The organism is Streptomyces endophytica (assembly GCF_026153355.1).
Classification (GTDB): domain Bacteria; phylum Actinomycetota; class Actinomycetes; order Streptomycetales; family Streptomycetaceae; genus Streptomyces; species Streptomyces endophytica.
The window spans coordinates 6551314-6575385 of the sequence record NZ_CP110636.1 but is presented as its reverse complement, the minus strand read 5'-3'; the positions used below and the strand labels follow the sequence as shown (position 1 = coordinate 6575385).

20 protein-coding genes and 1 pseudogene are annotated in these 24072 nt (G+C 72.4%); 11 read left to right on the top strand and 10 right to left on the bottom strand.

Features of this window, described 5'->3' with window-relative positions:
• Positions 1-276: 276 nt before the first annotated feature.
• Positions 277-657: an ATP-binding protein gene (locus OJ254_RS29365; RefSeq protein ID WP_423836046.1), complete on the top strand. Its 381-nt coding sequence runs from the start codon at positions 277-279 to the stop codon at positions 655-657.
• Between the two features lie 40 nt (positions 658-697).
• On the opposite strand, the gene OJ254_RS29360 is transcribed toward OJ254_RS29365, so the two are convergent.
• Positions 698-1798: a DUF2637 domain-containing protein gene (locus tag OJ254_RS29360; RefSeq protein WP_265364803.1), complete on the bottom strand. Its 1101-nt coding sequence runs from the start codon at positions 1796-1798 to the stop codon at positions 698-700.
• A 195-nt stretch (positions 1799-1993) separates the two neighbouring features.
• A complete protein-coding gene (locus OJ254_RS29355) occupies positions 1994-2833 on the bottom strand; it encodes a (2Fe-2S)-binding protein (protein WP_265364802.1) in 840 nt (279 codons plus the stop codon).
• 186 nt (positions 2834-3019) lie between these two features.
• On the opposite strand from OJ254_RS29355, the gene OJ254_RS29350 reads away from it, so the two are divergent.
• A complete protein-coding gene (locus OJ254_RS29350) occupies positions 3020-3718 on the top strand; it encodes a GntR family transcriptional regulator (RefSeq protein ID WP_265364801.1) in 699 nt (232 codons plus the stop codon).
• 159 nt (positions 3719-3877) lie between these two features.
• Here OJ254_RS29350 and OJ254_RS29345 read toward each other — a convergent pair whose 3' ends face one another.
• The 3 genes from OJ254_RS29345 to OJ254_RS29335 form a co-directional block, all read right to left on the bottom strand.
• Entirely contained in the window at positions 3878-4741 is an 864-nt protein-coding gene (locus OJ254_RS29345) for a hypothetical protein (RefSeq protein WP_265365360.1), read from the bottom strand.
• An 878-nt stretch (positions 4742-5619) separates the two neighbouring features.
• Entirely contained in the window at positions 5620-6474 is an 855-nt protein-coding gene (locus tag OJ254_RS29340) for a hypothetical protein (RefSeq protein WP_265364800.1), read from the bottom strand.
• 315 nt (positions 6475-6789) lie between these two features.
• Complete coding sequence (locus tag OJ254_RS29335) at positions 6790-8451, bottom strand: PucR family transcriptional regulator (protein ID WP_265364799.1); 1662 nt, start codon at positions 8449-8451, stop codon at positions 6790-6792.
• A gap of 265 nt (positions 8452-8716) precedes the next feature.
• Between OJ254_RS29335 and OJ254_RS29330 the strand changes: the two genes are divergently transcribed.
• The 5 genes from OJ254_RS29330 (at position 8717) to OJ254_RS29310 (ending at position 15594) form a co-directional block, all read left to right on the top strand.
• A complete protein-coding gene (locus OJ254_RS29330) occupies positions 8717-9604 on the top strand; it encodes an FAD binding domain-containing protein (RefSeq protein ID WP_261955023.1) in 888 nt (295 codons plus the stop codon).
• Positions 9595-10197: a (2Fe-2S)-binding protein gene (locus OJ254_RS29325; RefSeq protein ID WP_265364798.1), complete on the top strand. Its 603-nt coding sequence runs from the start codon at positions 9595-9597 to the stop codon at positions 10195-10197. The genes OJ254_RS29330 and OJ254_RS29325 overlap by 10 nt, the downstream gene beginning before the upstream one ends.
• 5 nt (positions 10198-10202) lie before the next feature.
• A complete protein-coding gene (locus OJ254_RS29320) occupies positions 10203-12590 on the top strand; it encodes a xanthine dehydrogenase family protein molybdopterin-binding subunit (protein WP_265364797.1) in 2388 nt (795 codons plus the stop codon).
• 245 nt (positions 12591-12835) lie between these two features.
• On the top strand, positions 12836-14323 hold the full coding sequence (locus OJ254_RS29315) for an NCS2 family permease (RefSeq protein ID WP_265364796.1): 1488 nt from the start codon (positions 12836-12838) through the stop codon (positions 14321-14323).
• A 41-nt stretch (positions 14324-14364) separates the two neighbouring features.
• Positions 14365-15594 (top strand): XdhC family protein, encoded by a 1230-nt coding sequence (locus tag OJ254_RS29310; protein ID WP_265364795.1) that lies wholly within the window; start codon positions 14365-14367, stop codon positions 15592-15594.
• 297 nt (positions 15595-15891) lie between these two features.
• On the opposite strand, the gene dmpI is transcribed toward OJ254_RS29310, so the two are convergent.
• Together dmpI and OJ254_RS29300 are read right to left on the bottom strand one after the other, a co-directional pair.
• A complete protein-coding gene (gene dmpI, locus OJ254_RS29305; RefSeq protein WP_265365359.1) occupies positions 15892-16092 on the bottom strand; it encodes a 4-oxalocrotonate tautomerase DmpI in 201 nt (66 codons plus the stop codon).
• Positions 16093-16212: 120 nt separating this feature from the next.
• On the bottom strand, positions 16213-17139 hold the full coding sequence (locus OJ254_RS29300) for a LysR family transcriptional regulator (RefSeq protein WP_265364794.1): 927 nt from the start codon (positions 17137-17139) through the stop codon (positions 16213-16215).
• A gap of 77 nt (positions 17140-17216) precedes the next feature.
• Between OJ254_RS29300 and OJ254_RS29295 the strand changes: the two genes are divergently transcribed.
• Together OJ254_RS29295 and OJ254_RS29290 are read left to right on the top strand one after the other, a co-directional pair.
• Positions 17217-17777 carry a GNAT family N-acetyltransferase gene (locus OJ254_RS29295; protein ID WP_265364793.1) on the top strand — a complete coding sequence of 187 codons (561 nt, stop codon included), beginning with the start codon at positions 17217-17219 and terminating at the stop codon, positions 17775-17777.
• Between the two features lie 504 nt (positions 17778-18281).
• Positions 18282-19823, top strand: coding sequence for an AMP-binding protein (locus tag OJ254_RS29290; protein ID WP_265364792.1), 1542 nt, complete (start codon positions 18282-18284; stop codon positions 19821-19823).
• 112 nt (positions 19824-19935) lie between these two features.
• Here OJ254_RS29290 and OJ254_RS31255 read toward each other — a convergent pair whose 3' ends face one another.
• From OJ254_RS31255 to OJ254_RS31245, 3 genes are all read right to left on the bottom strand, one after another.
• The gene (locus tag OJ254_RS31255) at positions 19936-20199 is read right to left on the bottom strand and encodes a zinc-binding dehydrogenase (RefSeq protein WP_341483789.1); all 264 of its coding nucleotides are present in this window, start codon (positions 20197-20199) and stop codon (positions 19936-19938) included.
• Entirely contained in the window at positions 20199-20507 is a 309-nt protein-coding gene (locus OJ254_RS31250) for a zinc-binding dehydrogenase (protein ID WP_341483752.1), read from the bottom strand. Before OJ254_RS31250 ends, OJ254_RS31255 begins: the two co-directional genes overlap by 1 nt.
• A gap of 148 nt (positions 20508-20655) precedes the next feature.
• Positions 20656-20922 (bottom strand): alcohol dehydrogenase catalytic domain-containing protein, encoded by a 267-nt coding sequence (locus OJ254_RS31245; protein ID WP_341483751.1) that lies wholly within the window; start codon positions 20920-20922, stop codon positions 20656-20658.
• 166 nt (positions 20923-21088) lie between these two features.
• Between OJ254_RS31245 and OJ254_RS29280 the strand changes: the two genes are divergently transcribed.
• Together OJ254_RS29280 and OJ254_RS29275 are read left to right on the top strand one after the other, a co-directional pair.
• The gene (locus OJ254_RS29280; RefSeq protein WP_265364791.1) at positions 21089-22069 is read left to right on the top strand and encodes an AraC family transcriptional regulator; all 981 of its coding nucleotides are present in this window, start codon (positions 21089-21091) and stop codon (positions 22067-22069) included.
• 76 nt (positions 22070-22145) lie between these two features.
• A pseudogene (locus OJ254_RS29275) lies at positions 22146-23735 on the top strand (adenosine deaminase family protein).
• Positions 23736-24072: the final 337 nt, after the last annotated feature.

Here is a 24072-nt window from a genome sequence, read left to right as displayed (position 1 = left end):
GCTCCTCCCGCTCGTCCGGGCCCCACCCGACAGGCATACCCAGCGCGGCCCGGCCCGCCCACCCGGCGCGCGGACGACCGCGCGCCCCGAAGCGGAAGCGGAAGGAAGCATGGCGCCTGATCCGATGGGCATGCTGACCGTGAGGCTGTTCGAGACCGGACGCCGAGTTCCGTGGGGGCGGGGGAGAGTATGCGTCAGCCTGTGCGACGCGAGGAACGGGAAAGACGACACACGACGACCGAGCACGGCCAGGGGGGCGCGGCGCGGGCGCCGGGCGTGCTGGAGCGGAAGGTGCGCCGGGCCGATCTGCGCGCGGTCGGCGAGATCCGCAGGGAGCTGCGGCAATTACTCAGCCGGTGGGCGGCACCCGGTGGCGGCGAGCTCGCGGAGGTCGCCACGCTGCTCACCAGCGAGTTGGTCACCAATGCCCTGGTCCATGCCGAGGGCGATGCGGTGGTCACGGCGAAGGTCGGCGACCGCCTGCGGGTCGAGGTGCGGGACTGCGCTCCCGGGCGTCCTGAGGTGCGTGCGGCGAGTGCGGACGGGACCTCGGGCCGGGGGCTGATGCTGGTGCGCGCCCTGGCCGACGCGTGGGGGATACGCAGCGAGGGATTCGGCAAATGCGTCTGGTTCGAGCTGGGCGGCGGACCGGCCTGACCAGGAGTCGGGGGTGTCGGTCGGCGCGGTCCGCCGCCGGTCAGCCGAATTGCCGTTCGATCTCGGCGAGTTTCTCCTCCAGGGAGTCCAGACGGGGCAGCGTCTGGGTGTCGTCCTCCGCTGTGAGGTCCACGGCCCGCCAGGACCGGGCCGCGGGATCGACGGTGTCCGTGGCGGCACCCGCGTCGGGGTCAGCGCCGGATACGGCCTTGAGGGCCGGGCGGGAGCGCAGCGGCAGCTCTACGGCGGGCAGGGGCGGCGGATCACCGGCTATGGCGGAGTCCGGACCGGCCATCTCGGCGCCGGCGGGCGTGACCGCCAGCTGCCGGCCGCCGCCCCGGCCGATCCCCCAGCCACGGTGCTGGCGGTTGATGGCCTTGATCCGGGCCCGGTCGAGTTTGCCCTGCTCGCGGCGGCGCGAGCGGTTCTGCTCCCGCTCCCGCCGGTCCTCGCGGACCTCCTCGACGGCCTCGTCCAGCGTCCGTACGCCCTCCAGCAGCATCAGCGACCAGGCCGCGAAGGTCTCGCGCGGCGCGCGCAGCCAGCGCACGATCCGGATCTGCGGCAGCGGCCGGGGCACCAGCCCCTGCTCCCGCAGCGCCGCCCGGCGGGTCTGCTTCAGCGCGCGGTCGAAGAGCACCGCGGCCGACAGCGACATCCCGGCGAAGAACTGCGGGGCGCCGGCATGGTCCAGGCCGCGCGGCGCATGCACCCAGTTGAACCACGCCGCGGCGCCCGCGAAGGTCCACACCAGCATGCGCGAGCCCAGCGCCGCGTCGCCGTGACTGGCCTCGCGCACGGCGAGGACGGAGCAGAACATCGCCGCGCCGTCGAGCCCGAACGGCACCAGGTACTCCCAGCCGTCGGTGAGGCCGAGGTTCTGGACGCCGAAGCCGACCAGTCCGTGGAAGGACAGCGCCGCGGCGACCGCGGCGCAGCAGAAGAGCAGCAGGTAGGAGGCGGAGGCGAAGACGGCCTCCTTGCGACGGCGGCGCTCCTCGCTGCGTTCCCAGGAGTCGTCGGCGCCCGCCTGCGCGGCCGCCCGGCGGCCGCGCACCACCAGCACCGCGGCGGCCATCACGGCACCCAGCGACAGGACGCCGGGAACAAGCCAATTCAGCGATATGTCGGTCGTTCTCATGGTGGGGATCCCTTGCCTCGGATACGCGATTTCGCGCGACATCCTGGCGGAATCCACTCGTCCCCCAGGGGCTTTCGGAGCAAGAGAACGCCAAGGAGGGGGAGGACCGGCAGATAGCGGACGCCACCCTCGAACTACCGTATGTACACGGCGAGTTGAGTTCGAATGAGGTGACCCGAACGGGTGGTGTGGGGGTCAGGCGGTTGCGGTGAGGCGGGTGAGGCGATCCGCGTCGCAGGTGCGCGGACAGGTGATGCAGGTGTCCTCGGGGCGCAGCGTGTAGAACATGCAGCAGCTCGCGCGGTCCCGGGTCTGCAGGGCCGCCCCGTCCGGACCGGTCAGCGTACGGAAACCGGCGCCGCCCACGTACGGGGCGGTGGCGCCCGGCAGCAGCCGCTCCAGCTCCGCCACCGCACGCGGCTCCTCACCCAGCAGGTGCCCCAGGTACCAGAGCCCCTCGACGATCTCGTCGGAGGCCATGCCCCACAGTGCCCGCGGACCGCGCCGCATCCGCCCGCGGAAGCCCTCCAGAACGGGCGCCAGATGCCCGGCCACCGCCGCCCGCACCTCCGCGCGCAGCGCCTCCTCGTCCGGCACCACCCGGGCACCGGGCAGCGTCGCCGCCGGATCGTCCGGGAGGCACCCGAACGAGCCGATGCGCACCGCCATCCGGCCCAGCTCGCGCTGGAAGCAGACGTCCTGCACGGGCAGGTACGGCACCCGGCGGTGCAGGAACCACGGGATCGTGATCAGCAGGCAGGCCGGCCAGGCGTAGCGGTGCAGCGCGAAACTGGCGACGACGTCGGGCCGGGCGGACCGCCCGTAGTCCCGCTGGATCTGCGCCTCGTCCCAGGCCAGGAAGGAGTCCAGGGCCTTCCCGCCGGCCGCGAGCCCGGCCGCGCACACCCAGCCGTCCCCGGTCGGCGGTGCCGCGTCCCACAGCGAGACCCGCAGGCCGGGGAACACCTCGGTGAGGCGCGCGTACGACTCGGCGGCGGGGTGCGTGACGGGCGGGGCGGCGAGGGCAGAAGCCATGGGGGTGACCACCGAATCGCGAGCGTTGGCAGGTAAGGCTTACCTTATCGGAAACCCTACCCGGGCCCCTCGCGAGCCAGTCCTGCACCACCTTCATGAGGGCCAGGACCGGCCGATCCGCCTCCTTCCGGATTTGAACTATCGCCAAGGCCGCCTATCGTGCTGGGAATGTCAGAAGGAGCCGCCATGGAGCAGGGCACAGCGGAGCAGCCGCCGCGCGCACGGGCCTGGGTACCCGCGCAGCCCGGTCCCGCCGCGCCCCGGCGGCACTCGGTCCGCGCCCAGGTGCTGGCCGCGCTGCGCCGGGCCCTGGTCGACGGTGAGCTGGCCCCCGGCGAGGTCTACTCCGGCCCGGCGCTCGCCGAGCGCTACGGGGTGTCCGCGACCCCGGTCCGGGAGGCCATGCAGCAGCTCGCCGGCGAGGGCGCCGTCGAGGTCGTACCCAACCGCGGCTTCCGGATCGCCGAACGCAGCTCCCGCGACCTCGCCGAGCTGGCCGAGGTCCGCACCATGCTGGAGGTGCCCGCGATCGTCCGGCTGGCCCGGGCGCTGCCCCCGGAGCGCTGGGAGGAGCTGCGCCCGCTCGCCGCCTCGGGCGTCGCGGCCGCCGCCCGCGGTGACCGGGTCGGCTACGCCGAGGCCGACCACGCCTTCCACCAGGCCGTGATGTCGCTCACCGGCAACCGCCGGCTCGCCGAGGTCACCGGCGACCTGCTCCGCCGTGCCCAGTGGTCCGCGGCCGGCGGCGCCCGCCTCCGCACCGCCGAGCTGCTGGCCGACGCCTCCGAACACACCGCGCTGCTCGACGCCCTGATCGCCCAGGAGTACACGGTCGCCGAACGCATCGCCCGCGAACACGTCTCGGTGGCCCGGCACCCGCATTGAGCGGGCCGGGTGCACGGGCCGATGGGCCGGAGGGCCCGATCGCTCGGCTCGTCCTCGGAACCGCGGGTTCCGCCGCCCGGAGCGACCGGTCAGCCGATGCCGACCGGCCGGCCCGGCCGCCCGGATCGGCCGGATCGGCCACCCGGACCCGGCCCGCGCTCAGTCCGGCAGCAGTTCGGACAGCGGTAGTGCCGCGACCTCGGCGGCCGGCCGGGACAGGTACAGATCGGCGTGGTAGAAGCCGTCGGACTCCTTGCCCGCGATGGACAGCCCGCGCCGGGCCAGCGCCTCGAACGCCGCGCGCCGCTCGTCGCCGTCGGCGAACCGCCGCTGGCGGAACGTACGGGTGGTGAGCTGCTCGGTCACCAGCCCGGCCCGGGCCAGCAGCGCGGACACCGGCCGGTAGGAGACCGTACGCAGGACGAACGCGGCGACCCAGGGCGGCCGGCTCACACAGTCGAAGAGCCGGCCGAAGGTCCGGGCGGAGATGTAGCCGACGCCGCCGGTGACGGTGATCAGATCGGTGCCGGCCAGTACGGCGCGCAACTCCGGGCTCGGCTCGTCGAGCTCCAGATTCTCCGCGAAGCCGTGGTCGAGCAGGCCGACCTCGCGCGCGTACCCCACGGCCCGATCCGCCGCGTCGATGCCGGTCACCCGGACGGCTTCGGCGCGTCGCCGGGTGGCGAAGAACGTGCGGTCCTCGTCGATCAGTTGGCCGGTCGTCGGACCGTCCGGACGGTATCCGGCATAGCGCCCGTAGAGGTCGGTCAGGGACAGCCGGTAGTTGAGCAGCGCCGCGTTGACCCCGTACGAGCAGCACAGATCCACGACGCTCAGCGGGGGGCGATCACCGCGGCACCGGCGCAGGTTCTCGGCCAGCGCGCGGAACACCGCCTGGCCGTGGTGCGGAATCTGGTACTCCAGGGGTTGCAGCGTGCTGAAGTACCGTCGCGGATCAGGGCAGTTGTAGATCGCCTCGAAATCCGCCTTGCCCCAGTCGGTTCCAGCGGTCGTCTTGGTCACTCCTGCTGCCACAGATGGCCTCCTGGTGGGCTCTGTCGATGGGAGGGGCCCCAGCTGGTCCCGGACCAGCATCCAGGCCGCGCCGCCCGCTCACAGTGCGACTTGAGGCCATTCTCGGGGCAGGCGGGGCAGGTCGCATCCCCACCGCCCGCCCGGCCGGTGCGCGTCGCCCACCTCACGGTTCGCCCCTCGCGCCGCCGCGGGCCGCCACCCGCCGACCGTCGCGCCCCGGCCGATCCGCTCCCAGGACAGACCCGTTCCGGCCAATCGCGGTGAACATGGGCATGGCTGATGACGATGCCTTGACATGTCCCGGGCGGGTGGGGGTGGGAGTGGGGGCGCGTCGGCGGGGCGGGCGAGAACCCGGGGTGACGAGCGGTCCTACGGGCCTGCGTGGGAGGGCGGGCCGCGAGCGCGGGGCGGTCGTCCCACGAGGTGGTGTGGGTGCCCCGGTGGCGCGCCGACCCTCCGGAGGGGGCGGGCCCTCCCGCGAGGGTGGTGCGGGTGCGGGTGCGGGTGCGGGTGCGGGTGCGGGTGCAGGCGCAGGCTCAGACGCGGGTGCGCGAGGGCGTGTGGTGCGGGTGCCCTCTTCCCCGCCGCCCACCCGCACCTCTTTTGGTTTTTCCCCGCCGCCCACCCCCCTTCGGGGGTGGGCGGGTGAAGTGGTGCGGTTTTCCGGCCGCCCTGTATGGAGCGCGCTGCCGGGCGTGGTCAACGGGGGCGCGCATTCTGCGGGTTGGCGCACCGGCGGATTGGCGCACCGGCGCACCGGCGGGCTGGCGGACGCACGGACGAACGAACGGGCCGCCGGACGGGCGGACGGGCGGGCTGACGGGCTGGCGGACGGCCGGGCCGGTGTACGGGGACGGAGCAGGAGGTTACGTCGCCGCCGTGGTCGTCGAAAGGTGGTCGGCGAGCCAGGTGGGGACGCCGCCCATGAGGCGGAAGAGGCGGGCGGCCTCCGCGCGGAGGCGGTCCGCGTCGTCCTCCGGGGCGGCGTCGGCCAGTGCCGCGAGCGCCGGGGCCGTGCCGACGAGGAAGCCCAGTTCCTCGCGGATCCGCAGCGATTCGGCGAATCCGTGCCGGGCCTCCGCCAACTCCCCGTCCCGCAGGGCGAGTCCGGCCAGATGGCGCCAGGTGAAGGACAGCAGCAGGCTGTCGCCCTGGGCGGTGGCACCGGCGTGGGCACGGCGGTAGGCGGCGCGGGCCGCGTCCGGGCTGTCCGCGACGTGCTCGGCCATCAGCCCGCGCCGGAAGTCCAGCAGCGGGCGGCCGGCCGCGGTCGGGGCGAGCAGCGCGGCCGCCCGGCCGAGCGCCGAACGGGCCTCGTCGGCCCGGTCCCGTACGCCCAACACCGTTGCGGCGTAGGCGAGATGACCGCGTTCGCAGGCCGCGCCGCCCCGCTCGTCGTCGTCGCCGGCCAGCGCCTCGGCGGCGCGCAGCGCGTCCTCCGCCTCGGCCCAGCCGGTGGTCGTGAACATGCAGCGCTCCACCAGGAGGGCGGCGCGCCGCAGGGCGGCCGGGGCGTGCCGGGCGGAGTGTGGTTCCAGGAGTGCGGCCGCGTCGTCCCAGCAGCCGCGGGAGCGCAGCCGCCAAACGGCACGGTCGAGGGGATCGTCCCCCTCGACCGTTCTGGCTGCCGGTACTTCCGGTGCGGGTGCCGGTGCCGGTACCGCGAGCGGTACCGGATCGGCGGAACTGACGGAATCCGCGGCATCCGCGGATCCTGACATGGCGGTATCCGCCACATTGCCCTCCCCGAGCGCGCCATTGAGCTGGAAACAGGAAGCCTGGGCGAATCTCAGCACGGATTCCGTGGTGCGGCCAAGGGGGTGGGTGAATGAATTCACAATCGCGCCGTGGCCCGTTCGGGGCAGCCGGACGGCCCTGATCGGGCCCGTCACGGGGCGGTCGCCCGGTGGCGCAGGTGGTCGGCGGCCGTACGGAGTTGGCGCGATGACGCCCGTTCGGGTTACCCCGAATGGCCGATTCCGGAACGGGCGGGGTGCGGCGGGCGGGGGCGGGCCGCCGCCCCCGCCACCGCCCCCTCAGCTCATCCGCAGGGCCAGGAAGAAGTCCAGCTTGTCCTCCAGGCGGGACAGGTCGCGGCCGGTGAGCTGCTCGATCCGGCCGACCCGGTAGCGGAGCGTGTTGACGTGCAGGTGGAGGCGGGTGGCGCAGCGGGTCCAGGAGCCGTCGCAGTCCAGGAACGCCTCCAGGGTCGGGATCAGCTCGGCGCGGTGCCGGCGGTCGTAGTCGCGGAGCGGGTCCAGCAGGCGGGCGGTGAAGGCGCGGCGGACGTCGTCGGGGACGAACGGGAGCAGCAGGACGTGCGAGGCCAGCTCCTCGTGGCCGGCGGCGCAGACCCGGCCCGGGCGGGCCGCGGCCACCCGGCGGGCGTGCCGGGCCTCCTCCAGGGCGCCGCGCAGCCCCTCCGCCGAGTGGACCGAGGCGCTCACCCCGACCGTCAGCCGCCCGTCGCCGTCCAGCCCGCGGCCCAGCGGTTCCTGGACGACGGAGAGCAGCGCATCCGCGTGCAGCCCGGCCGCCGAGCCGTCCTCGGGCTCGTCCGGGACCGGCAGCGGCACCAGGGCCACCGCCTCGTCGCCGGTGTGCGCCACCGCGATCCGGTCGGAGGGCTCCGGCCCGAAGGTGCCCGGGTCCACCAGCACCTCCTCCAGGAGGGACTGCGCCACCGGGCCGCCGGGCAGGTCGCCGCCCTCCCACTCGACCCTGGCCACCACGATCTGCCAGTGCGGCGCGGTGCCCAGGCCGGGCAGCAGCACCGGCGCCGCGACCCGCAGCCGGGCCGCGATCTCGGCGGGCGGCGCACCGGTCTGGACGAGCTCCAGCACCTCCTGCGCGAGCCGCCGGCGGACCGTACGGGCGGCGTCGCGCCGGTCCCGTTCGACGGCGATCAGCTGGGTGACGCCGTGCAGCAGGTCGAGCCGCTCCTCGGGCCAGTCGCCGGCGTCCGCCTCGACGGCCAGCAGCCAGTCGCTCAGCAGCGTCTGCCGCAGGTCACGGCTCTCGTGGCGGATCGGGAACAGCGAGTACGTGGCGCCCTCCAGGGCGATCCGGTGGGGCCCGCGCCGGCCGCTGCGGGCGGCCGCCAGATGTTCACCGGCGAGCCGGGCGGCCAGGCCGGCGGGCAGCTCGGGCCCGGAGCCGGCCAGCGTCGATCCGGCGATCTGCCGGCCGGTGGGGGAGAGCACCCAGGCCCGCAGGTCCAGGTCGGAGCCGAGCAGGTCCAGGACCACCTCCGGGCCGCCGCCCGTGGGGCCCGACGTCATCAGCCGGCGGTGGCGGTCCACCACGGCGGCCAGGTCGCCGGCCCGCTCGCTGGAGACCTGCCGCACCACGTGCTCGGTGATGGACGCGAAGGAGACCGTCTCGTCCACCGAGAAGAGCGGCAGGCGGTGCCGGGCGCAGGCCTGGACGAGATCGTCGGGGATCGCGCCCAGCTCGGCCTCGCCCGCACCGAGCCCGGCGACCCCGGCCGAGGCCAGGATCCGTACGAACCGCTCGGAGTCCTCCGGCTCGCGGCGCCAGGCCAGACCGGTCAGCACCAGCTCGCCGCCGGAGAGGTACCGGCTGGGATCCCGCAGGTCCGTGGTCATCACGCCGCGTACCGTGCGGTCCAGTTCGTCCTCGCCGCCGAGCAGCCGAAGGCCCAGGGTATGGGTGTCCAGGAGTGCGCGGAGCCGCATGACCTCGCCCGCCGTTCTTTGCTGTCTGGTGTTGCCGGTGGAATGCCGCGAGGTTTCAGAGCCTCGTCTTTCGTTCGAATCTACAAGACAGGTGGCTTGGCCAGCCAACCGCTTCATGGTTTCGGTGACTGCACCGGGTGGGTGCCGGGCGCGTTCACTGAAACCAACCGCGTGAACAAGACATGAACGGCTCGATGGCGACGGGAGCCCCGGCTCCTCACCATGAGCAGCGAACGACCCCATCTTTTCGTAGAAGAGGCCACCCATGGACTTCCTTCGCCCCGCCAGCTGGGAGGAGGCGCTCGCTGCCAAGGCCGAGCACCCCACCGCTGTGCCCATCGCGGGCGGCACGGACGTGATGGTCGAGATCAACTTCGACCACCGCCGCCCCGAGTACCTGCTCGACCTGAACCGCATCGGTGAGCTGAGCGAGTGGGAGGTGGGAGAGAAGACCGTACGCCTCGGTGCCTCCGTTCCCTACACCAGGATCATGGAGAACCTGCGGACCGAACTCCCCGGTCTGGCGCTCGCCTCCCACACCGTCGCCTCCCCGCAGATCCGCAACCGCGGCGGCGTCGGCGGCAACCTCGGCACCGCCTCCCCGGCCGGTGACGCCCACCCCGCGCTGCTCGCCTCCGGCTGCGAGGTCGAGGTCGAGTCCGTCCGCGGCAGCCGCATGATCCCGATCGACGAGTTCTACGTCGGCGTCAAGCGCAACGCCCTCGCGCCCGACGAGCTGATCCGTTCGGTGCATCTGCCGAAGGCCGACGGCCCGCAGCAGTTCTCCAAGGTCGGCACCCGCAACGCCATGGTCATCGCGGTGTGCGCCTTCGGCATCGCGCTGCACCCCGAGACCCGCACGGTCCGCACCGGCATCGGCTCCGCCGCACCCACCCCCGTACGGGCCCGCGAGGCCGAGGACTTCCTCGCCGCGGCGCTGGAGGAGGGCGGCTTCTGGGAGTCCGGCAATCCCATCCCGCCGTCCGTGGCCAAGCAGTTCGCGCAGCTCGCCTCCGGTGCCTGCAACCCGATCGACGATGTGCGCGGCAGCGCCAAGTACCGCCGGCACGCGGTCGGCATCATGGCGCGCCGCACCCTCGGCTGGACCTGGGAGTCCTACCGCGGCAATGAGAGGAGCGCACAGTGCGCGTGACATTCACCGTCAACGGCCGCCAGCAGGAGGCCGACGACGTCTGGGAAGGCGAGAGCCTGCTGTACGTCCTCCGCGAGCGGATGGGCCTCCCGGGCTCCAAGAACGCCTGTGAGCAGGGCGAATGCGGGTCTTGTACGGTCCGCCTGGACGGAGTGCCGGTGTGCTCCTGCCTGGTCGCCGCCGGCCAGGTCGAGGGCCGCGAGGTGGTGACCGTCGAGGGTCTGGCCGACTACGCCCAGCAGCGCGCCGAGCACGGCGGCTGCGCGAGCGGCGCCTGCGGCAGCTCCGGCACGAGCCTCGACGCCGCCAAGCAGTGGCAGGCGAAGCCGGGCGAGACCAGCGAACTGTCCCCGATCCAGCAGGCGTTCATCGACGCCGGCGCGGTCCAGTGCGGTTTCTGCACCCCGGGCCTGCTGGTCGCCGCCGACGAACTGCTGGAGCGCAACGACTCCCCGTCGGACGCCGACATCCGCGAGGCACTGTCGGGCAACCTGTGCCGCTGCACGGGCTACGAGAAGATCCTCGACGCGGTCCGGCTGGCGGCCGCGCGCGGCGAGTCCGCTTCCGCCGCGACCACCGGACAGGGGGCCTGATCACGATGGCTGGTGTCACCCGTACACCCACCAACCTGACCCAGGGCGGCAAGACCAAGGCCGGCATCGGCGAGTCCACGCTGCGGCCGGACGGCACCCTCAAGGTCACCGGCGAGTTCGCCTACTCCTCGGACATGTGGCACGAGGACATGCTGTGGGGCCAGACGCTGCGCTCCACCGTCGCGCACGCCGAGATCAAGTCGATCGACATCTCGGAAGCCGTGGCCATGCCGGGCGTCTACGCCGTGCTCACGTACGACGACCTGCCCACCGAGGTGAAGAACTACGGCCTGGAGATCCAGGACACCCCGGTCCTCGCGCACAAGAAGGTCCGCCACCACGGCGAGCCGGTGGCGCTGGTCGCCGCCGACCACCCGGAGACCGCCCGGCGCGCGGCCGCCAAGATCAAGATCGATTACGCCGAGCTGCCGCTGATCACCGACGAGGCCTCGGCGATCGCCCCCGACGCGGTCCTGGTCCACGAGAACCGCGACGACCACCACATCGGGCACGTCCCGCACCCCAACATCGTGCACCGCCAGCCCATCATCCGGGGCGACGCGGACGCGGCCGCCGAGCGCGCCGACGTCATCGTCAAGGGCGAGTACACCTTCGGCATGCAGGACCAGGCATTCCTCGGTCCGGAGTCCGGCCTGGCCGTACCCGCCGAGGACGGCGGCGTCGACCTCTACGTCGCCACCCAGTGGCTGCACTCGGACCTCAAGCAGATCGCCCCGGTCCTCGGCCTGCCCGAGGAGAAGGTCCGGATGACGCTCTCCGGCGTCGGCGGTGCCTTCGGCGGCCGCGAGGACATCTCGATGCAGATCCACGCCTGCCTCCTGGCGCTGCGCACCGGCAAGCCGGTCAAGATCGTCTACAACCGGTTCGAGTCCTTCTTCGGGCACGTCCACCGGCACCCGGCCAAGCTCTACTACGAGCACGGCGCCACCAAGGACGGCAAGCTCACGCACATGAAGTGCAAGATCGTCCTGGACGGCGGCGCCTACGCGTCGGCCTCCCCGGCGGTCGTCGGCAACGCCTCCTCCCTCTCCGTCGGCCCGTACGTTATCGACGACGTCGACATCGAGGCGATCGCGCTCTACTCCAACAACCCGCCCTGCGGCGCCATGCGCGGCTTCGGCGCGGTCCAGGCGTGCTTCGCGTACGAGGCGCAGATGGACAAGCTGGCCGACAAGCTGGGCATGGACCGGGTCGAGTTCCGGCAGCTCAACGCCATGGAGCAGGGGACCATCATGCCGACCGGGCAGCCGGTCGACTCCCCGGCCCCGGTCGCCGAACTGCTGCGCCGCATCAAGGCGATGCCCATGCCGCCGGAGCGCCAGTGGGAGTCCAGTGAGGGCGCCGACGTGCGCCAGCTGCCCGGCGGACTGTCCAACACCACGCACGGCGAGGGCGTCGTACGCGGCGTCGGCTACGCGGTCGGCATCAAGAACGTCGGCTTCTCCGAGGGCTTCGACGACTACTCCACCGCCAAGGTGCGCATGGAGGTCATCAACGGCGAGCCGGTCGCGACCGTGCACACCGCGATGGCGGAGGTCGGCCAGGGCGGCGTCACCGTCCACGCCCAGATCGCCCGTACCGAGCTGGGCGTCCAGCAGGTCACCATCCACCCCGCCGACACCCAGGTCGGCTCGGCCGGCTCGACCTCGGCCTCCCGCCAGACCTACGTCACCGGCGGCGCGGTCAAGAACTCCTGCGAGGCCGTGCGCGAGAAGGTCCTGGAGATCGGACGGCGCAAGTTCGGCTCGTACCACCCGGCGTGGGCCACCGCCGAACTCCTCCTGGAGGACGGCAAGGTCATCACCGACGGCGGCGAGGTCCTCGCCAACATCGTGGACGTCCTGGAGGACGAGGCCGTCGAGCTGGAGCTGGAGTGGCGCCACCGGCCCACCGAGGCCTTCGACCTGCACACCGGCCAGGGCAACGGCCACGTCCAGTACTCCTTCGCCGCGCATCGCGCGGTCGTCGAGGTGGACACCGAGCTCGGCCTGGTCAAGGTCATCGAGCTGGCCGTGGCCCAGGACGTCGGCAAGGCGCTCAACCCGCTGTCCGTCGTCGGCCAGATCCAGGGTGGCACCACCCAGGGCCTGGGCGTGGCAGTCATGGAGGAGATCATCGTCGACCCCAAGACCGCGAAGGTGCGCAACCCCTCCTTCACGGACTACCTGATCCCCACGATCCTCGACACCCCGACCATCCCGGTCGATGTGCTCGAACTCGCCGATGAGCACGCCCCCTACGGGCTGCGCGGCATCGGCGAGGCCCCGACCCTGTCGTCAACCCCGGCCGTCCTCGCGGCGATCCGGAACGCGACCGGGCTGGAGCTCAACAAGACGCCGGTGCGCCCGGAGCACCTCACCGGCACCCAGTGAGCCGTCCGGGGGCAACTCCCCCGGACCCCGGCCTCCGGGCGGTACGCGACAAGGGGTGTCCCTGTCCGTCCTCCTCCGCGCACCGCCCGGAGTCTCCCCCCTTCGCACCACCGCAGTCGCTGCTGCCTCGTACGCAGTCAGTACCCCACGTTCGTCTCGGGCCGTCCCCCGGGTCGTGCAGCCGAAGATCCATCCCAAATCTCGCCCTGCGCGAGTGCCCCTTTGAACCTTGGGAGTAAGGCACCATGACCCAGCAGTCCACTGAGCCGAGGACCACGGCGGAAGACGCGGGCAACGGCTCGCGCCAGCCCGCCGGCCGGTCCTGGCTCGACCGGTACTTCCACATATCCGAGAGAGGGTCGACGGTCGGCCGGGAGGTGCGTGGCGGCGTCACCACCTTCATGGCGATGGCGTACATCGTCCTCCTGAACCCGGTGATCCTGACCACCACGAAGGACATCACCGGAGCCACCCTCAACGCGGACCAGGTGACCACGGCGACCGCGCTGGCCGCCGCCATCACCACCATCGTCATGGGGTTCCTCGGGAACGTCCCGCTCGCCCTGGCCGCCGGCCTGAGCGTGTCCGCGGTGATGTCCTTCCAGGTCGCCCCGCAGATGTCCTGGGACAACGCCTGGGCGATGTGCATCATTTACGGTGCCGTGATCGTCCTGCTGGTCGTCACCGGCGCGCGGGAACTGATCATGAACGCGATCCCGTTGCCGCTCAAGCACGCCATCACCATGGGCATCGGCCTGTTCGTCTGCCTCATCGGCCTCGTCCAGGCGGGCTTCGTCACCTCCATGCCCGGCCCGGGCGGTCTCGCCGGTGCCAAGCCGATCCAGCTCGGCACCGCCGACATGCTCACCGGCTGGCCCGTGCTCTGCTTCGCCTTCACGGTCCTGCTGATCTTCCTGCTGCAGGTCCGCAAGGTGCCCGGCGCGATCCTCATCGGCATCGTCGGCGGCACGGTCTTCTCCGCGGTCGTCCACCAGGTCGCCGGGCTGACCGTCAAGGACTGGGGCGGCCGCAACGCGCCGGTGATCTCCGGATCCGTCGTCTCCACCCCCGACTTCGGACTGCTGGGCCACGTCTCCTTCAGCGGCCTGGGCAATGTCGGCGGCATCACCATCGGCGTCATCGTCTTCACTCTCGTCCTGGCGGGCTTCTTCGACGCCATGGGCACCATCATCGGCATCGGCCAGCAGGCCAACCTCGCCGACAAGGACGGCAAGATGCCCGGGCTGAACAAGGCCCTGGCCATCGACGGTGCGGGCGGAATCGTCGGCGGTATCGCCGGCGCCTCCGGCCAGACCGTGTTCGTCGAGTCCACCGCGGGCGTCGGTGACGGCGCACGGACCGGCTTCGCCAGCGTCATCACCGGTCTGGGCTTCGCGCTCTGCCTCTTCTTCACCCCGTTGGCCCAGGTCATCCCCACCCAGGTCGCCGCCGCCGCACTGGTGGTCATCGGCTCGATGATGCTGACCAACGCCAAGCACATCAACTGGGACGACCCGGCGACCTCCATCCCGGTGTTCCTGACGACGGTCCTCATGCCGTTCACGTACTCCATCACCGCGGGCATCGCGGCCGGCGTCCTCGCCCACGTCGCCATCAAGGCCGTGCAGGGCAAGTGGCGCGAGCCCGGCTGGCTGATGTGGGTGCTCTCCCTGGTGTTCCTGGCCTACTTCTCGCTCAACCCGATCGAGAGCTGGCTGGGCGTGCACCACTGATCCGCCCCATCCACTCATCCGTTATCCGTAAGGAGACCGACATGCTGGACATCGCCGACGAGCTGCACCGGTGGGTCGAGCAGGGCCGCGAGTTCGCGGTGGCCACCGTCGTGGCCACCAACGGCAGCGCGCCCCGCCAGCCAGGAGCCGCCCTCGCCGTGGACGGCGACGGCACGGCGATCGGTTCGGTCTCCGGCGGATGCGTGGAGGGCGCGGTCTACGAACTGTGCCAGGAGGCGCTGCGGACCGGCGAACCGGTCCTGGAGCGCTTCGGGTACAGCGACGAGGACGCCTTCGCCGTCGGCCTGACCTGCGGCGGCATCATCGACATCCTCGTCCAGCCGATACGGACGGGCGCCCCGCGCTCCGCACACGGCGGAGCCGCGGGGGAGTGGGTGGACAGCACTGCCGACACGCTCGCCGCCGGGCTGGCCGCCGCTGCCGCCGGGGAGGCGGCGGCGGTGGCCCGGATCATCGAGGGCCCCGCCGAACTCCTCGGCCGGGCCCTGCTCGTCCGCCCCGACGGCACCCACGAGGGCACCCTCGGCGGCCACCCGGCCCTCGACCGCACCGCCATCGAAGAGACCCGCGCGCTGCTCGACGCGGGCCGCACCACGACGCTCGAAATCGGTGCGGGCTTCGCATCCGAGGAAGAATCAGAGAGCGAAGGCGGAGCGCAGCGGAGCGGGTCCCAATGCGGGCAGCCGGTCGTCCTCCTCGTCGAATCCTCCGTCCCCGCCCCCCGCATGATCGTCTTCGGTGCCATCGACTTCGCGTCCGCGCTGGTCAGGGTCGGCAAATTCCTCAACTACCACGTCACGGTCTGCGACGCCCGTCCCGTCTTCGCGACCCGCACCCGCTTCCCCGACGCCGATGAGATCGTCGTCGACTGGCCGCACCGCTACCTCGACTCCCAGGAACTCGACGGCCGCACGGTGCTGTGCGTCCTCACCCACGACGCCAAGTTCGACGTGCCGCTCCTGGAGCGCGCGCTGAAGCTTCCGGTCGCCTACGTCGGCGCGATGGGCTCGCGCCGCACCCACCTGGACCGCCTCCGGCGACTGCGCGACGTCGGCCTGACCGAACTCGAACTCAACCGCCTGCGCTCGCCGATCGGCCTCGACCTCGGGGCACGCACCCCCGAGGAGACCGCCCTCTCGATCGCCGCCGAAATCGTCGCCAACCGCCGCGGCGGCACGGGCACACCGCTCACGGGGGCGCACACACCGATCCACCATGATGGGGCCGCGCGTCTCGACTTTGTGGCGTAGCCCCACGTAGTTGGCCGTCCCGCCGCGGTTGTTGCTCGCCGTTGCGCTTTGCGGCGCCTCCCACGTACCCGTCTCTCCCGCCGCGGGTGTTCTCGCCGTTGCGCCTGCGGCGGGCTGGGTTGTGGTGGGTGCGGTGACGGACCTCCGGGGCCGGTTGTGTGGACTGCTGACGCTTTACGTCCACACAACCGGCCCCTCCGGCCCGTCCCCTCCCGTTGGGGGGAAGTTAGGGCCGGTGGGGGTGCACGTAATGCTTACGTGCGCGTCCGTATCGGATTACGTCCTCACATGGGGGGATCACTTGTCCGCCGTCAGGGTGCCTGCTGTGCCCCAGCTGTCGGTCGGGACCTCCTGGATCCAGACCTGCACGGTCTCGGCGGGGATCCGGTACGCGTCCACGAACGCGTCGGTGATCTGCCGGACCAGTTCCCGCTTCAGCTCGACGCTGCGCGGACCCTGCTGGACGGTGACGATCGGCATGACGAACTCCCTTGGTATGACGGCTACTTGACCGTTCGCGGCGGCTTCGCCGGCGTGCCCTCAGTCCATCGCGTAAGGCCCGCGCGACCAAGAAGCGGATCGCGCACGCAGCGATCACCTATCGAGATGCGTCGGTCTTCAGGCGGCGGGCCACACCCCGCCGCCGCCCGCCTCCGCGCAGGCCCGCAGCAGCGGCTCCAGACCGGCCGGCGGATTGCTGCGGCGCACCGCGAGGTGGGTGGTGAGCTCCATGCCCGGGTTGCGGAACGGCAGGAAGGCCACCCGGGGTGTGTGGAGCCGGTCGGCGTGCGAGGCGTAGACGACGGTCCACAGTCCGTCCGCCGGGCCGGCGGCGCCGATCGCGGTCAGGGTGTTGTCCAGCGAGCCGTACCGCGGCCCGGGAACGGGCGCGAAACCGGCGTCATGACACGCGTTGACGACGAGGTCGACCAGGGCGCGGTTGTTGCGCCGCTCGGTCAGCAGCAGTGGCAAGGCGGCGAGTTCGGCCAGTGCGATCGTGCCGGGTGAGGCGGCGAGCGGATGCCGGGCCGGGACGACCGCCACCAGCGGGTCCTGCCACAGCGGGAGGAACCTCAGCCCCTCCCGGCCGCCGTCGTCCGGCTCACCACGGAGGAACGCCGCGGACAGCTCGCCCGACACCACCCGGTCGAGCCGCTCCGCGGCCCGCGCCGAGACCAGCTCCACCCCGATCTCCGGGGCGAGCCCGGCCAGCGCGTCCAGCACCCGGTCCAGATGGGCGCCCAGGCCCGTGCTCGTCCCCAGGCGCAGGGTGCGGGCCCGGCCGGCGGTCAGCTCGGCGACGACAGCGAGGGCGCGCTCCTCGGCCGCCAGCAGCGCCCGCGCCTCCGGCAGGAACCGCGCACCGACGGCCGTCAGCCGGACCTGGCGCGCCGAGCGGTCGAACAGCTCGGCCCCCAGCTCCCGTTCCAGCCGCCGGACCTGCTGGCTCACCGCCGACTGCACGATGTGCAGCCGCTCGGCCGCCCGCCCGAAGTGCAGCTCCTGCGCGACCGTGACGAAGTACCGCACCTGGCGCAGCTCCATGCCGTCCCCCTTCCGCCCGGTTCCCCCACCGGTCAATTTCAGTTGCCGCACCGTCCGCGGCCCGCCATCATCCCGACATGATCGACCCCACCGCACTCTCCGAGAAGCCGGTGCTCACGGGCGAACGCATCCGGCTCGTACAGCTCACGCGCCGCCACGCGGATGCCTTCCACGCCACCTTCCTCGATCCCGAGACGCGTCGGCTGACCGGCACCCACCGCGACTGGACGCTGCCCGAACTGCAGGAATGGTGCGCAGCCGCCGCCGGGCGCCCCGACCGCCTCGACCTCGTCATCGAGGACCGGGAGACCGGCGGCTACCTCGGCGAACTGGCGCTGAGCCAGATCGACAAGGACAACGCCCACGGCACCTTCCGCATTTCCCTCGCCGACGACGCCACCGGCCGCGGCATCGGCCCCGAGGCGATCCGCCTCCTCCTGGCCTACGCCTTCGACCGGGTGGGCCTGCACCGCGTGGAGCTGGAGGTCTTCCCCTTCAACCCGCGCGCCCGACGGGCCTACGAGAAATGCGGCTTCGAGGTGGAGGGCCGCTTGCGCGAAGCGCTGTACTGGGACGGCGAATGGCACGACGTCCTGATCATGGCAGCCCTGAGCGGGAGTGGTCGGGAGCGGGCCTGATCTGCCGGCTGCGCGCACGTAGGCATGACGTGCACCCCCACCACCGTTTCCTTCCCCCCTCACGGGAGGGGACGGGCCGGAGGACGAAGTCTGGAGGACCGGCACCGCACCCGACAACAACCCAGCCCGCCGCAGGCGCAACGGCGAGACGACCCGCGGCGGGACGGCGAGGTACGTGCGGGGCGCCGCAAAGCGCGCAACGGCGGGACGACCCGCGGCGGGAAAGACAACTACGTGCGGGGCGCCGCAAAGCGCGCGACGGCGGGACGACCCGCGACGGGAAAGACACCTACGTGCGGGGCGCCGCAAAGCGCAAACGGCGAGCAAGACCCACGGCGGGACAGACAGCTACGTGGGCGGCACCGCACAGCGCAGCGCCCCGCGGCGGGACAGACGTGCACGTGGGAGGGGCCGCAGGTGCAACCGCGAGCAACAACCGCGGCGGGACAGCCGGCTACGTGGGACGCTCTTCCCTCGGCAGACGTAGAACACAGGAGAGCGCACATGCGGACACCCATGACGATCGCGGACTTCCTCGACCGTGCCGAGCTGGGCTTCCGGGACAGTCCGGGGGTGGTCGACGAGCCGCAGCAGCCCGCCCCGTCGGTGCCCGTGGCGAGCTACGGGCGGTTCGCCGAACGGGTCCGTGCCTGGCAGGCGGGGCTGGACGCCCTCGGGGTCGGTGAAGGGGAGCGGGTGGCCGTGGTGAGCCACAACTCCGCGCGCCTGCTGGAGCTGTTGTTCGCGGTGCCGATGAGCGGCCGCATCTGCGTCCCGGTGAACTTCCGCCTCAAGCCGGAGGAGGTCGACTACGTGGTGGCGCAGAGCGGGGCCTCGGTCCTCCTCGTCGACCCGGAGCTCGACACCGCACTGTCCGGGGTCAAGGCGCCGCACCGCTTCGTCCTCGGCGAGCAGACCGAGGCCGGGCTGATGCGGTTCGGGGTCGAGCCGCGCCCGTGGTCGCAGCCGGACGAGGACGCCACCGCGACGATCAACTACACGTCGGGTACCACCGCCCGCCCCAAGGGCGTGCAGCTGACCCACCGCAACATCTGGGTCAACGGCATGACCTTCGGCCTGCACACCCGTGTGTGGGAAGGCGACGTGTACCTGCACACCCTGCCGATGTTCCACTGCAACGGCTGGGGCATGCCGTACGTGATGGCGGGTCTGGGCGTCAAGCAGGTGGTGCTGCGCAAGGTCGACGGCACCGAGATCCTGCGGCGCGTCGACGAGCACGGGGTCACCCTCATGTGCGGGGCGCCGGCCGTCTGGAACATGGTGCTCGACGCGGCGGCGACCTGGGAGGGCGAGATCCCGGGCCGCGACCGGGTACGGATCGTCTGCGCGGGCGCCCCGCCGCCGACCAGGACCATCCAGCGCGTGCAGGAGGAACTGGGCTGGGAGTTCACCCAGCTCTACGGCCTGACCGAGACCTCCCCGATGCTCACCTTCAACCGCACCCGGCCGGCCGATGCCGCCCTGCCCGCCGAGGAACGCGCGCGCAAGCTGTCCCGTGCGGGCCTGCCCGCGCTGGGGGTGAAGCTGAAGGTCTCGGAGTCCGGTGAGGTGCTGGCCCGCTCCAACACGGTGCTCGCCGGGTACTGGGACAAGCCGGAGGAGACGGCGGAGGCCCTGGAGGACGGCTGGTTCCACACCGGCGACGGCGGCACCCTCGACCCCGGCGACGGCCACCTCACCATCTCCGACCGGAAGAAGGACGTGATCATCACCGGCGGGGAGAACGTGTCGTCGATCGAGGTGGAGGACACCATCTTCAGCCACCCGGCGGTCGCCGAGGTCGCCGTCATCGGTGTGCCGCACGAGAAGTGGGGCGAGACCATCAAGGCCCTGGTGGTCCTCGCGGAGGGCGCGACGGCCGACGCGTCCGACATCATCGCCCACTGCAAGCAGCACATGGCCGGCTACAAGGCCCCGACGTCCGTGGAATTCCGCGAGTCCATTCCCCGTACGGCCACCGGCAAGATCCAGAAGTTCAAGCTCCGCCAGCCGTATTGGGCCGGGATCGAGCGGGGGGTCAACTGAGGGGAACGGGGCCCCGGTTGATCCTCTGTGGCTCCTGGTGGGGCGGGCGCGGCGGTTCCGGGGGAGGAACGCCCCGCGTCGCGCCGTCCCACCCGTGCCCCCCGGCGGGAACCTAGTGCCGGACCGTCACCACGATCTTGCCGATCTGGCTGTTGGACTCCAGATGGCGGTGCGCTTCGACGATCTCCTCGAAGGCGAAGGTGCGGTCGATGACCGGAGCCAGGGTGCCCGCCCGTAGGCCGGCGTCCAGGAAGTGCCAGACCCGGCGCCGTACTTCCGGGTCGCCGGTCACCTGGAGGTTGCCGTAACCGAGGATGCGCAGGGTCCAGTTGAGCGGCAGGGGCGCCGGCCGCGGGTCGAGCCAGCCGTAGACGATCAGCAGCCCGCCCGGGCGACCGCCCGCGCGACCTCCGCCAGTCCGGGGCCGGACACCGGGTCGAAGACGATCTCGGCCCCGCGCCCGCCGGTGACCTCGGCGACCTGGTCGAGCAGCCCGCCCTCGTCGAGCGCGATCACATGGGCCGCGCCGAGCTGCGCCAGCCGCTCCCGCTTCGCCGCGCTGCGGGTGACGGCCACCGGGATCGCGCCGAGGTGGCGGGCTATCTGGATCGCCGCCACGCCCACGCTGCTGGAGGCGGCGGTGATCAGCACGGTGTCGCCCGGCCGCAGCCCGCCCTCCTCCACCAGCGCGCCGTAAGCGGTGCTGTACGACAGCCAGAGGGCGGCCCGGTCGCCGCGTCCGTGTCGCCGGGGCGGCGGAGCAGGCTGTCGGCCGGCAGACGCAGGTGGTCGCCGTACACGCCGTTGGTGCTCATGCCGCCCGTGCCCGCCGTCAGCACGGGTCGCCCACCGAGAAACCGGTCACCCCTTCCCCGACCGCCAGCACCTCCCCGGCCGCCTCGTAGCCGATCCTGGACCCCGGCAGGGTGGGCTGGTAGTAGTAGCCGCCGGAACGGAACAGCGCCTCCGCCCGGTTGAGGCCGAGCGCGTCCACCCGGAGCAGCACCTCGCCCGGACCGGGCCCGCCGAGTTCCACCTCCTCGATCCGCAGCACTTCCGGGCCGCCGAGCTCGTCGAACACCACGTGTTGGGCCATCATCACCGTGAATCCATTCCTGTCATGGGGAGTGCGCACCTCACCGACGAAGCGGGAGATTTCCCGTCCGTCGTGGATGCGGATTCACCGTACGAAGAGCGCGTGCGCCGGGCCCATGCCGCAACGTCTCGTGATCATGTGCGGGCGTCTCCTCGGTACGCTCACCGGCATGGACGTACTCAGCGACGCGATCACCGCGATGCGCGCCGGGCGGCCGCACGCCTCCCGCAAGCAGCGGCACGGTGCGTGGGGCCAGCGCTTCCCGGCCACGACCGGCGTCGGTTTCCACGCCGTACTGGAGGGCTCCTGCTGGGTGCTGCCCGAGGACGGCAGCCCGCCCCTCCGGCTCACCGCCGGTGACCTCGCGTTCGTCCACGGCATCGCGCACGGCCTGGCCGACGACCCCGGCACCCCGCTGGTCGAGGTCCGGCAGAACCCGGACGGCTCGTGGCCGTCCGGCCCGGACACCCCCGACGACGGAACGCCCCGCACGCTGACGCTCTGCGGCGCCTACCGCCTGAACCGGAACCGCCCCCACCCGCTGCTGACCTGCCTGCCTGGTGTGGTCCGGCTGCCCACCCACGGCCGGCCGCTGGGCGCGGTGCTGGACCTGCTCCGCACCGAGACGGCACACCCCCGGCCCGGGGCGGAGGCCGCCGTCTGCGGTCTGCTCGACATCGCCCTGCTGTACATCCTGCGGGCCTGGTACGAGGAACACGCCAAGGCGACGAACGGCTGGGCGGTGGCGCTGCGGGACCTGGCGATCGGGCGGGCGCTGAGCGCGATCCACCACGATCCGGCCCGCCCCTGGACGGTGGAGGAACTGGGCGCGGTGGCGGGCCTGTCCCGGGCGGCCTTCGCGAAACGGTTCACCGCCCTCGTCGGCGAGCCGCCGCTCGGCTATCTGACGTGGTGGCGGCTGACGCTGGCCGGCCGGCTGCTGCGCGAGGGGGACCAGCCGCTCCGCGTCATCGCCCAACGCACCGGATACGCCTCGGAGTTCGCGTTCGCCAAGGCCTTCAAGCGGGAATACGGCACCGCCCGGGACGGTACCGGGCGGAGCCGCCGGTGCTCCTCGGCACCGCCGGCTGAGCCGTCCCGCGGCCACGTGCGCCTCAGGTGCCACGGGTGCGGATCTCGTCCGGGGTAACTTGCCGAAAAGGGGCTTCGCGCGGCCTCGTCGTGCCTTCACGATGGCGATCGTGAATGGCGATCGCCATCGTGCCATGGACCGTCGCCGAGCTCTTCGGGCCGGTCTGGCCACCCTCAGCATGCTGTCGCTCGTGTCCGCCCTACCCGCCGCCGCGCAGCCGGCCAACTCCGGTACGCCGTCGGCTCCTTCCGCCCGCCCGCTCACGACGGCCGAGGCGCGTACCGCCGCCTATCTGGAGGCCATCCGCCAGGAGCCGGACCGGCTCCGTGATTTCTTCCGGCGCCTGCCCAAGGGCGGTGACCTGCACAACCACCTGTCCGGCGCCGTCCCCACCGAGTACCTGATCGCACTCGCCGCCGAGGACGGACTGTGCATCGACGAGAAGACGATGACCGCGGTCGTGCCGCCGTGCGGCCCGGGGAAGCGGCCGGCCGCGGACGCCCGGACCGACCGGGCGTTCCATGACGCGCTGGTGCGGGCCTGGTCCATGCAGGACTTCCCGCCGGGCCGGTCGGGGCACGACCACTTCTTCGACGCCTTCGGGAAGTTCGGGGAGGTGACCTGGCGCCACCGCGGCAAGCTGCTGTCGCGGGTCGCCGACGACATCGTCGCGCAGAACCAGTTCTACCTGGAGACGCTGGTCACCCCCGCCTCCGAGGAGGCCAAGCACCTTGCCGACCAGGTCGGTTGGGACGACGACTTCGGTCGTATGCACCGGGCCCTGGTCGCCGACGGCAAGCTGGACGGTCTGGTGGCCACCGCCCGCAAGGAGGCCGACGACGCGGACGCCGAGTTCCGTGCCACCTCGCACTGCGGTACCTCCCGTCCGGCACCCGGCTGCCGGCTGACCGTGCGCTGGAACGCCCAGGTGTCCCGGGCAGCAGCCCCGAGCGGGTCTTCACGCAGATGGAGCTCGGCATGCGGCTGGCCGAGCGGGACCCGCGGTTCACCGCGGTCAACCTGGTGGCGCCCGAGGACTGGGACAGCTCGCTGCGCAACTACACCCTGCAGATGCGGATGCTCGACTTCCTGCACCGCAGGTACCCGCGCGCCCACCTCACCCTGCACGCCGGCGAGCTGTGGCCGGGCCTGGTCAAACCGGAAGACCTGAGGTTCCACATCCACCAGGCCGTCACGATCGCCCACGCCGAACGCATCGGCCACGGCGTCGACCTGGTCCACGAGGACAACTGGCAGGAGCTGGCGCGGACCATGGCGGCTCGCCAGGTGGCCGTCGAGGTTCCCTTCACCAGCAACGCGCAAATCCTCGGCGTCAAGGGCGCCGAGCACCCCTTCACGACCTACCGCGCGTACGGGGTGCCGATCGTGCTGGCCACCGACGATCCCGGCATCTCCCGTATCGACATCTCCCACGAGTACCGGTACGCCGCCACGACGTACCACCTCGGCTACGGCGATCTGAAGGACCTGGCCCGGGCCTCCCTGCAGTACGCCTTCCTGCCGGGCCGCAGCCTGTGGCGGGGCAACCCGACGCGGGACGGCTACCACGTCGTCGACGCCTGCCGCGGGCCGGCTCCCGGGCAGCGGCTCGCCGGGTGCCGCCTGCCGGCAGCTGCTCGCGTCCAGTCCCAAGGCGGCCGTCCAGTGGCGGCAGGAAGCCGGCTTCGCCTCCTTCGAGCGGCGCTTCACCACCCACCGCTGACCGCCCCCTCCCCCGGCCTCGGCGCACCCGCTCGCAGCGGGGCGCCGAGGCCGTCCGCTGTCCGGGCCCGGATGAGCTCGAACTTTTCTTCGTGGGGCGAACGGATGGGTGGTTGTGACCCCGTCCGGGCGCGCCGGACGCCATCCTGTACACGGCGCGCACCGGGTGTCCTTGGAGTGGCTCGTCCCCTCCGGCGGGCAACCTTGCGGGTGTAGTGCAGCGATGGCCGATGTCGGGCTTCTGGGAGCAGCCGATGAACGCAGTGGTGGAGGCGCCCAGGGAGGCGCCACCGGAGGGCGGAGTGACGCTTCCGCCCCTTGAACGACGGGACGCACCG

Coding starts and splice junctions, on each gene's coding strand:
- OJ254_RS29340 (WP_265364800.1), bottom strand. CDS start 6,474: ATGTCAGGATCCGCGGATGCCGCGGATTCCGTCAGTTCCGCCGATCCG.
- OJ254_RS29295 (WP_265364793.1), top strand. CDS start 17,217: ATGATCGACCCCACCGCACTCTCCGAGAAGCCGGTGCTCACGGGCGAA.
- OJ254_RS29315 (WP_265364796.1), top strand. CDS start 12,836: ATGACCCAGCAGTCCACTGAGCCGAGGACCACGGCGGAAGACGCGGGC.
- OJ254_RS29320 (WP_265364797.1), top strand. CDS start 10,203: ATGGCTGGTGTCACCCGTACACCCACCAACCTGACCCAGGGCGGCAAG.
- OJ254_RS31245 (WP_341483751.1), bottom strand. CDS start 20,922: ATGATGGCCCAACACGTGGTGTTCGACGAGCTCGGCGGCCCGGAAGTG.
- OJ254_RS29355 (WP_265364802.1), bottom strand. CDS start 2,833: ATGGCTTCTGCCCTCGCCGCCCCGCCCGTCACGCACCCCGCCGCCGAG.
- OJ254_RS29335 (WP_265364799.1), bottom strand. CDS start 8,451: ATGCGGCTCCGCGCACTCCTGGACACCCATACCCTGGGCCTTCGGCTG.
- OJ254_RS29310 (WP_265364795.1), top strand. CDS start 14,365: ATGCTGGACATCGCCGACGAGCTGCACCGGTGGGTCGAGCAGGGCCGC.
- OJ254_RS29360 (WP_265364803.1), bottom strand. CDS start 1,798: ATGAGAACGACCGACATATCGCTGAATTGGCTTGTTCCCGGCGTCCTG.
- OJ254_RS29350 (WP_265364801.1), top strand. CDS start 3,020: ATGGAGCAGGGCACAGCGGAGCAGCCGCCGCGCGCACGGGCCTGGGTA.
- OJ254_RS29290 (WP_265364792.1), top strand. CDS start 18,282: ATGCGGACACCCATGACGATCGCGGACTTCCTCGACCGTGCCGAGCTG.
- OJ254_RS29300 (WP_265364794.1), bottom strand. CDS start 17,139: ATGGAGCTGCGCCAGGTGCGGTACTTCGTCACGGTCGCGCAGGAGCTG.
- OJ254_RS29280 (WP_265364791.1), top strand. CDS start 21,089: ATGGACGTACTCAGCGACGCGATCACCGCGATGCGCGCCGGGCGGCCG.
- OJ254_RS29330 (WP_261955023.1), top strand. CDS start 8,717: ATGGACTTCCTTCGCCCCGCCAGCTGGGAGGAGGCGCTCGCTGCCAAG.